The sequence below is a fragment of the Aeromonas sp. Y318-3 genome (assembly GCF_027706185.1).
GTDB classification, from domain to species: domain Bacteria; phylum Pseudomonadota; class Gammaproteobacteria; order Enterobacterales; family Aeromonadaceae; genus Aeromonas; species Aeromonas veronii.
In genome coordinates, this window is the sequence record NZ_JAPDCN010000037.1 from 1 (window position 1) to 7,464 (window position 7,464).

Annotated in this window: 9 protein-coding genes and 1 pseudogene; 8 read left to right on the top strand and 2 right to left on the bottom strand. The window is 57.0% G+C overall.

Annotation, left to right across the window (positions count from 1 at the left end; genetic code table 11):
* Both OKB77_RS23640 and OKB77_RS23645 read left to right on the top strand, forming a co-directional pair.
* A partial coding sequence (locus OKB77_RS23640; RefSeq protein WP_270818666.1) for an HD-GYP domain-containing protein occupies window positions 1–1,124 on the top strand: 1,124 nt, incomplete at its 5' end.
* Between the two features lie 113 nt (window positions 1,125–1,237).
* Window positions 1,238–1,507, top strand: a pseudogene (locus tag OKB77_RS23645) (transposase); the annotation flags it as partial.
* On the opposite strand, the gene OKB77_RS23650 reads toward OKB77_RS23645, so the two are convergent.
* A complete protein-coding gene (locus OKB77_RS23650) occupies window positions 1,507–3,165 on the bottom strand; it encodes a methyl-accepting chemotaxis protein (RefSeq protein WP_270660746.1) in 1,659 nt (552 codons plus the stop codon). The pseudogene OKB77_RS23645 and the gene OKB77_RS23650 overlap by 1 nt on opposite strands.
* 1,672 nt (window positions 3,166–4,837) lie before the next feature.
* Between OKB77_RS23650 and OKB77_RS23655 the strand changes: the two genes are divergently transcribed.
* The 3 genes from OKB77_RS23655 to OKB77_RS23665 are packed head-to-tail and all read left to right on the top strand — an operon-like array spanning window position 4,838 to window position 5,651.
* Window positions 4,838–5,143, top strand: coding sequence for a hypothetical protein (locus tag OKB77_RS23655; protein ID WP_063639082.1), 306 nt, complete (start codon window positions 4,838–4,840; stop codon window positions 5,141–5,143).
* Window positions 5,140–5,481 (top strand): plasmid mobilization relaxosome protein MobC, encoded by a 342-nt coding sequence (gene mobC / locus OKB77_RS23660; RefSeq protein ID WP_063639083.1) that lies wholly within the window; start codon window positions 5,140–5,142, stop codon window positions 5,479–5,481. The genes OKB77_RS23655 and mobC overlap by 4 nt, the downstream gene beginning before the upstream one ends.
* Window positions 5,481–5,651, top strand: coding sequence for a hypothetical protein (locus tag OKB77_RS23665; protein WP_164882767.1), 171 nt, complete (start codon window positions 5,481–5,483; stop codon window positions 5,649–5,651). The genes mobC and OKB77_RS23665 overlap by 1 nt, the downstream gene beginning before the upstream one ends.
* A 236-nt stretch (window positions 5,652–5,887) precedes the next feature.
* Here the strand turns inward: OKB77_RS23665 and OKB77_RS24095 are convergent, their stop codons facing one another.
* Window positions 5,888–6,085: a hypothetical protein gene (locus tag OKB77_RS24095; RefSeq protein ID WP_063639084.1), complete on the bottom strand. Its 198-nt coding sequence runs from the start codon at window positions 6,083–6,085 to the stop codon at window positions 5,888–5,890.
* 250 nt (window positions 6,086–6,335) lie between these two features.
* Here OKB77_RS24095 and OKB77_RS23675 point away from each other — a divergent pair, with 250 nt between their 5' ends.
* From OKB77_RS23675 to OKB77_RS24100, 3 genes are all read left to right on the top strand, one after another.
* Window positions 6,336–6,809, top strand: coding sequence for an MbeB family mobilization protein (locus tag OKB77_RS23675; protein WP_063639085.1), 474 nt, complete (start codon window positions 6,336–6,338; stop codon window positions 6,807–6,809).
* Complete coding sequence (locus OKB77_RS23680) at window positions 6,810–7,034, top strand: MbeD family mobilization/exclusion protein (protein ID WP_063639086.1); 225 nt, start codon at window positions 6,810–6,812, stop codon at window positions 7,032–7,034. It abuts the gene before it with no gap.
* Between the two features lie 259 nt (window positions 7,035–7,293).
* Window positions 7,294–7,464 (top strand): DUF3391 domain-containing protein (locus OKB77_RS24100; RefSeq protein WP_443111799.1); only part of this gene is annotated, 171 nt, incomplete at its 3' end.

Consider the following 7,464-nt stretch of genomic DNA (forward strand, 5'->3'; position numbering starts at 1 on the left):
GCTTCCTGCTGACCGAGCCTCAGGATCTCTCTGCCATTCGAGAATGTGGCGTCGGGGAGGTCTGGGTCGACTTGGCCAAAAGCCAAGTCGACCCAGAGAGCCCAGAGAGCCCAGAGAGCCCAGAGCCCAGAGAATTGTCGGAGGAGCAATCTCTGCCGTCTAGTCCACTAAGCAAGAAAAGTGACGGCGCAACCTCAATGGAGAGCGAAATGTGTTATGCACGGAAACTCTGTCTTGCGGCCAAGTTCCAAGTCATGGACATGTTCCAGGAAGCCCGGCTTGGCAAGGCCGTCGACCCAAGCACGACGTTGCCGCTGGTCGGAGAAATCGCTGCCTCGGTGCTGCGCCAACCTCATGCCCTCATCAGCGTCGCACGCATCAAAACGCACGACGATAACACCTACCTGCACTCGGTTGCCGTCTGCGCCCTGATGCTATCGCTGGCCCGGCATCTCGATCTAGACGAGGAGCAAACGCGCCTGGCTGGCATCGGCGGACTGATGCACGACCTAGGCAAGGCCGCGATGCCGCTGGAAGTGCTTAACAAACCAGGCAAGCTCACCGATGCCGAGTTCGCCATCATGAAGCGCCACCCTGTGGAGGGCGCAAAGATGCTGCGCGCAGGCGGGGCCGAGCCCGGGGTGGTGGACATTGCCCTGCACCATCACGAGAAGATCGACGGAACCGGCTACCCGGATCGCTTGGCCGGTGACGCCATTTCACTCCTGGCCCGCATGGGCGCAATCTGCGACGTCTATGATGCCGTGACGTCGGAGCGAGCCTACAAAAAGCCGTGGGACCCGTCCGCGGCGATACGGCAGATGGCCAAGTGGGAGGGCCATTTCGACAAACGCATCTTCCACGCCTTCGTCAAGGCCGTGGGCATCTACCCCGTCGGCTCCTTGGTTCGCCTGTCCTCTCAGCGTCTGGCCGTTGTCGTTGAGCCGGGAATGGAATCACTGCTGACTCCCAAGGTTCGCGTGTTCTTCTCGCTACGCTCGAGAGAGCCGATCCCGATGCAGACCATCGACCTGGCGGCCACGAGTTGCAAGGACAGTATCACTGGCCCCGAAGACCCGACGCTCTGGAACTTCAAGAACCTCGACGACTTGTGGATGGAATAGCCCCCACAAAAGGGGACCCCGCAGAATTCGGAGAAAAACGTACGCTAAGGAAACTCTGAAGAAGACTTCCTGATTTTGGCAAAATACCCGGATTCCACCCGCCGAGTTTTCCGATGAAGCAGATGACCTTCGCCTACGCCGAGTATGCCGGCAAGCGCAAGCAGGCCCGCAAAGAGTTGTTCCTGATCGAGATGGATCAGGTGGTGCCGTGGAAGGGTTTGATCGCCTTGATCGAGCCGCACTACCCGAAGGGTGAAGGCGGCAGTCCAGCCTATCCGCTGATGGCGATGTTGTGCGTGCATTTGATGCAGAACTGGTTCGGCTACAGCGACCCGGCGATGGAGGAGGCGCTGTACGAGACTACAATCCTGCGTCAGTTTGCCTAAAGACGGAACATATGCACCAGACGCTGAAGTTGGGTTGCCAGAGCAGATAGTTGCTTACTGGTGGCAACATTCTGACGGGAAGCCTCGCTAGTTTCCTCGGCAATCTGGCTGACACTAGTAACGTTACGATTGATCTCCTCCGCGACAGAGCTTTGCTCCTCAGCGGCAGATGCAATCATGGCATTCATGTCATTAATAATCGCAACAGCGTTACTGATCTGATCCAGCATATGACCTGCGCTGGCAACCTGTTGTTTACCAGCTTGTGCTTTGGTGCAACTACTTTGCATGACCGCAACAGCACGATTTGCCCCGCCCTGCAGTTTTTCAATCATGGTCTGAATTTCGCTGGTTGACTGTTGCGTGCGCGAAGCAAGCGAGCGCACCTCATCCGCCACCACAGCAAAGCCTCGCCCTTGCTCACCAGCTCTTGCAGCTTCAATAGCCGCATTAAGGGCAAGTAAATTGGTTTGATCGGCGATGCTGCGAATGACATCCACCACAGAGCTAATACCAGCACTGTCTGCTTCAAGCTCATGGATAACGGTGGCCGCGTGCTCAACTTCACTGGCTAGGCTGTCGATAGAAGAGATTGTTTGATGAACAACAAGCTTTCCACTTTCCGACTGCTGATCTGCTTCCTGTGCTGCTCTTGCTGCACTGGCCGCGTTCCCAGCCACATCCTGCACAGTAGCTGACATTTCGTTCATCGCAGTAGCAACCTGATCTGTCTCCAACTGCTGGCGGCGGATGCCGTCACTGGTTTCAGTGCTGATCTGAGCAGTCTGCTCAGCTGCGGCTGCCAGTTGCTCCACAGCCCCCGCCAACTCTTGAATGGTGTGGTGAAAACGCGAAGCCATTGCATTGAATGAGCTAGAGATTTCGCCCAGCTCATCACGCCCCTGATAGGTAACTCGATAGCCCAAATTGCCATCAGCTAGCTGCTGACCGCCGACTTGAAGCTCGCGAACAGCTTTTGTGATGCCAGATACAGTAGCCAAAGCCACGACTGTGGCCAGAAACAGAGCAACCACTAGCGTGAGACCGATTATCACAACCAGACGATCGAAGCTCTCTTTAGCGCGCTGGTAGCTTGCATTGGCGCTCTCCTGCTCCGACTCAACCAGATTACGCACGCTGGCATAGGTCGTCATAAATGCAGGTTGCAAGCGATTCAGCAGGATTGCATTCCCTCCCGCATAGTCACCTTGGCGCATTGCATTGAGCGTCGGTTGAACACCATTATCCAGATAATCAGACAGCTTGTTTTGCAGTTCAGTGGCCAAGCGCTGATGCTCTTTGCTCATTGGCATACGCTGATAGTCAGCAAGGCGCTCACGCATGCTGCCTACGCTTCTATCCACAGCATCGAAATGCATGCTCGCGGGGTGGTCATGTGCCTTTTCGAACGCACTACCAGGCTGATGTTGCAGAGCAAGCAAAAGCTGAGTGCGTGCATGGTGCATGTGATTGGTGAGGTCGCCAAGCTTATCGAGCGGTAGCAGAACGTTGTTGTACATCTGGTTAATATCGGCATTGCTGCTGCGCATGCCGTTAAGCCCCGCCATTGTCAGGCCGGCAGCCGTAGCAGCTAGCAGAATGAGCAAACTGATGAGACGGGTTTTAATTGAAAAACGGGTTAGCCAATCACTCACTACTTCACCTCATTATTAGGCATATCAATGTGCCTTCATTGTATCGGCTGGTTCATTTGAAATCTTGAGTCAGGCTCCCCCTCAAGGCTTCTCGCCGTATGGTCTGGGGCAATTTAGTACTTAAATCAAAAACAAGCCATGAAGGCTGTCCGGCTAGGCTATAGCCCAACCGGGCGTCAGACGAAGCGGCGAAAGAGCGTCAGAGTAGGGCCTTTTCCGGAATTTCCTGACGCCTTCGGCGCGGCGTCTATGGCCTCAACCTGACACGCCAGCCGTTAGCGTGCTTTATTGTCCGAATTCTGAGGCGACCCCTGTAAGGCTTCGCCGAGAAGACACTTCGGCGATTTGGGCACCAAACACAGAGGCGTTTATCTGTGACGAGCATGCGGCTTGTGGTTTTAATGTCGATGTTCAGCTTTCTCTTCGCCAAGATCATCAGCTTGAGACGGCTGTATCGGCTGGGGGGACTGTTGCGCGGCGTAGAACTCCGATAACGAATATGCCGTAATCAAGACAGGATCCTTTTCCATCTCTTCGGATCCTTCATTAAAACGCGCTATGGCGCGTTTTTTGTTCCTGCTATGGAAATGCTATGGGTTAGGTGGCGAGTGAGCTCTACGCTCGTTCTGTGAGGTTCGTATTCTAAATGATCTTGATCAGATCCTCTGATCAAGCGTAACCTGCCCACCAGAAAACAAAAAACCCACCTATCTAGGCGGGTTCTTTGCCCGGTGTTCCTCGGCTTGCCGGCCTTGGAATCCGGTGGGTAACAGCTTCGAGCAGGAAGCGGATACCGTTAAGTACCCCCTCAGTTTAGCCGCGTGCGGCCCACTGTTCAAGTATCAAACCCCTGCTCGAACCCTGTTACCAAAGGCTTTCACCTTTGGCGCTTTGTCGTATTCGCTCGGATTGGACGCAAGTGATTGTTGCCGTAGCGGGTGTGAAGGTCGGGCAGAACGGGGAAATCTCACATACTGCCCAAGCGTGCAATCGCGCACCACAGCCTCCCAGGACTCGCAACCCTGGGGCATCTGCAAGTAGAGCGTAACGGGGAACCAACCACGGCCAGCTCTTAAAAAACGGCGCGGCAGCCCGACCAACAGGCGGGGGCTAAAGCAGAGTGCAGCGGGACGGGGTGTGTTCTCTGGAGCGCGTGAGAGGGAGCTGCCGCAAGCAGTCTCGATAGTCCGGAGCAAGGCGAGCTTATCCTGTAAAAGACCTCAAATCGATATGGGTCTGTAGGAGGGCTCTCCTATCTTGAAGCGCAGCGAAAGATAGGAGAGCCCGGCAAACTGTGGCGGCTTGCCAACATCCTTTTCTCCCGTTTTTTGTTTCCCCAGGGCACGTATCATCACCCCCTCGTTGAGCTCTTTTTGCCTCCTACCGGTTACCTACCCTCGAAGCCCTCTAATTATAGTCACTGTTACTTTAACTAGTCTCGCCAACAGGTGGTTACAACCTATTCCGGCTATGTCAAACTTGACTCTAAGCCAGCATACACAGAGGGCCCTTAGCCGCTTCGCGTCTTCGGTTCCTCTGTGAAGCTGGTTCAGGGGCGTGCCGCCCCCGAAACCCCCTGCCTCCACCGCCCCGAAAAACCCCGTTCCGGGCTTTCCCAGGTCGGCGGACAGGATAGGTATATGGTCACAGTTACCGTAATTGAGGTGATCGGATGAAGGATGCACGAGACGACCAGACGCTGGACTTGTTGCCGAGTGGCAAGCGCCGGGGTCGGCCACCTACCGGCAAGGCGTTGAGCCCTGCCGCCAAGCAAGCTGCTTACCGGGCACGGCAACGGGAAAAAACGGTCACCGTTACCTTAAATCGTCCGGATTGTGGCGAGCTGGAGATCTTCCTGCTGAACCTACGGGATGGCCGAACCTCGACCTTGGCCCCCGAGGTGGTGGCCCGGTTGCATGATGCTGTGCGGTCGGCGTGGCTGGGGCAGCTTCATTCCGGTAACGGTGACCAGAAATGACCCCGGCCAAACGTGAACGGGTGATCAAGATCCGAGTCACCGACGAGGAATTTGCCCGGCTCAAGGGCTTGAGTGGCGATGAACGGCTGGCCGAATGGATGCGGAGCCAGTGTCTTGGGCACGACAAGGCCGCCGCTCGACGGCGGACACCGGTACCCAAAGCCGATCCGGCTCTGCTGAGGCAGATAGCCGGGATCGGCAACAACCTCAACCAGGTAGCGCGGCGAGTGAATAGCGGGGAGTGGGGTGCGGTTGAACGTGTCCAGGTGATCGCTGTGCTGATGGCGATGGAGCGTGCTTTGCAGGCCCTGTCTGTCCCCTCAACGGAGGTAACGTGATGAACGAATACGGCGTAGCCGAGTATGACTACACCCTGATCCGGTTGCCCGGCGAACAGGGGTGGAGCTTGCGGTTGTTGAAGGACGGCCAGGAGGTCAGCGGGGAGGTTTACCAGGAGCACGATGAAGCGCTCAGTGTGGCCACCGTCTGGCTGTGCAGCGAGTCATGATCGTCAAATTTCATGCCCGTGGTGTGGGGCGCGGTAGCGGCCCGGTCGATTACCTGCTGGGGCCGCAGCGGGATCGGGAGGGGGCGACCCTTGACCGTGGCGATCCGGGTCTCATCGAGGCGCTGATCGACAGCAGCCCCTACGCCAAAAAGTACACCTCTGGCGTGCTGTCGTTCCAGGAAGCGGATTTGCCCAGGGAGGACAAGGACAAGCTGATGGACAGCTTCGAGCGTGCGTTATTGCCGGGGCTGGATCGGGATCAGTACGCCTGCCTGTGGGTGGAGCACCGGGACAAAGAACGGCTTGAGCTCAACTTCGTGATCCCGAATATCGAACTGCTGAGTGGCAAGCGGCTGCAACCCTATTTCGACCGGGCCGACCGGCCCCGCATCGATGCGTGGAAGGTGGTGGTCAACGCCCAGTTGGGCTTGCATGACCCGGATGATCCCTTGAACAAACGGGCATTGATGACCCCCAGCAACTTGCCAAAAGCCAAACAGGACGCGGCACAAGCGATCACCGACGGTCTGCTTTCACTGGCGGCGGCCGGTGAGCTGGCCGACCGGGGAGACGTGGTGGCCACGTTGAAGCAACACGGCTTTGAGGTGGTGCGGGAGACCCGCAAGAGTATCAGCATTGCCGACCCGGAAGGGGGGCGGAATATCCGGCTAAAAGGGGCCCTGTATGAGCAAGATTTTAGAGCTGGCCAAGACCTTCGAAGAGAGCTCGAAGCAGCAGGCGAGCGATATCGAAACGAGCGTGAAGAACGCGTTCGAGCCGCACGAGAGAGCTATTCTCGCGGCGTTGGAATCAAGCGCGCGGAGATTGAACACCGCTATCGACGCCCAGAACCGGAGGTGGGGCTGGCTGGTGTTGAAGGGGTGGGTCTTTCCGTTGATCGGGGTGGCGTTTCTGCTGGGGATCAGCTGGGTCGTGGTGTGGTACCAGGGCAGGGTCATCGCCGAGAACTGGGTAGAGATCTCACGCCAGAACAAGACATTGGAGCAGTTGGCAGCGAAGGGCGGAAAATTGGAACTGTCGACGTGCGGCAAGGACCAGCGGCTGTGCGTGAAGATGGACTTGAAGGAGTTGGCCTATGGCCGCGAAGAGGAATCAGAGAGAGGGGAATATCCCTGGAGGATCCCGGAGGGGTACTGAATGACGGAACTAGAGCGGCAGTTATTGAAAGCGTTAGAGAGCTTGGAAGGCGGGTACAGAGCGCAGCACGCGGCCTGGGAGAGCGCCTACAGCGATTTGCGGCAGATGTTCGAGGCCACCTCTACCGAGAACCGGGCATTGCGAGAGAGCGTGGGGAGCTTGAGCAAGCAGGTGTTGCACTTGAGCGGTCAAGTCGAGACATTGAGCCAAAAATTGAAGCCCTGAACATTGAGCTGGAGCCGCGGCGTAGCTCTATGAGCCTCGGGCGGGAGTATCGAGAGTATGGTGACAGGGAGTACGGTGATTGAGTGGGGTCAGTGGGCCCCACTTCATTGTTGATGCCCCTGTTAGGGGTTGTACGCCGGAATCCCAATTTCGGCGGTTCCGGCTGATCCAAGAATCTTGGCGTGACCTTACCTCCGCTCTACCGCTGGGTGCCAGCCTCGGCGCACGCCTAACCACCCAACTCAGAAAGGAAAATAAGTTGGTAAAACGCATTCCCGTATCCGAGCTTCGTCTCGGCATGTACATCCACAAGCTCGCCGGCTCTTGGTTTCGACACCCATTCTGGCGCGGCAGCTTCCTGCTGACCGAGCCTCAGGATCTCTCTGCCATTCGAGAATGTGGCGTCGGGGAGGTCTGGGTCGACTTGGCC

Coding starts and splice junctions, on each gene's coding strand:
- OKB77_RS23655 (WP_063639082.1), top strand. CDS start 4,838: ATGAAGGATGCACGAGACGACCAGACGCTGGACTTGTTGCCGAGTGGC.
- mobC (WP_063639083.1), top strand. CDS start 5,140: ATGACCCCGGCCAAACGTGAACGGGTGATCAAGATCCGAGTCACCGAC.
- OKB77_RS23665 (WP_164882767.1), top strand. CDS start 5,481: ATGAACGAATACGGCGTAGCCGAGTATGACTACACCCTGATCCGGTTG.
- OKB77_RS24095 (WP_063639084.1), bottom strand. CDS start 6,085: ATGCAAGCCCAACTGGGCGTTGACCACCACCTTCCACGCATCGATGCG.
- OKB77_RS23675 (WP_063639085.1), top strand. CDS start 6,336: ATGAGCAAGATTTTAGAGCTGGCCAAGACCTTCGAAGAGAGCTCGAAG.
- OKB77_RS23680 (WP_063639086.1), top strand. CDS start 6,810: ATGACGGAACTAGAGCGGCAGTTATTGAAAGCGTTAGAGAGCTTGGAA.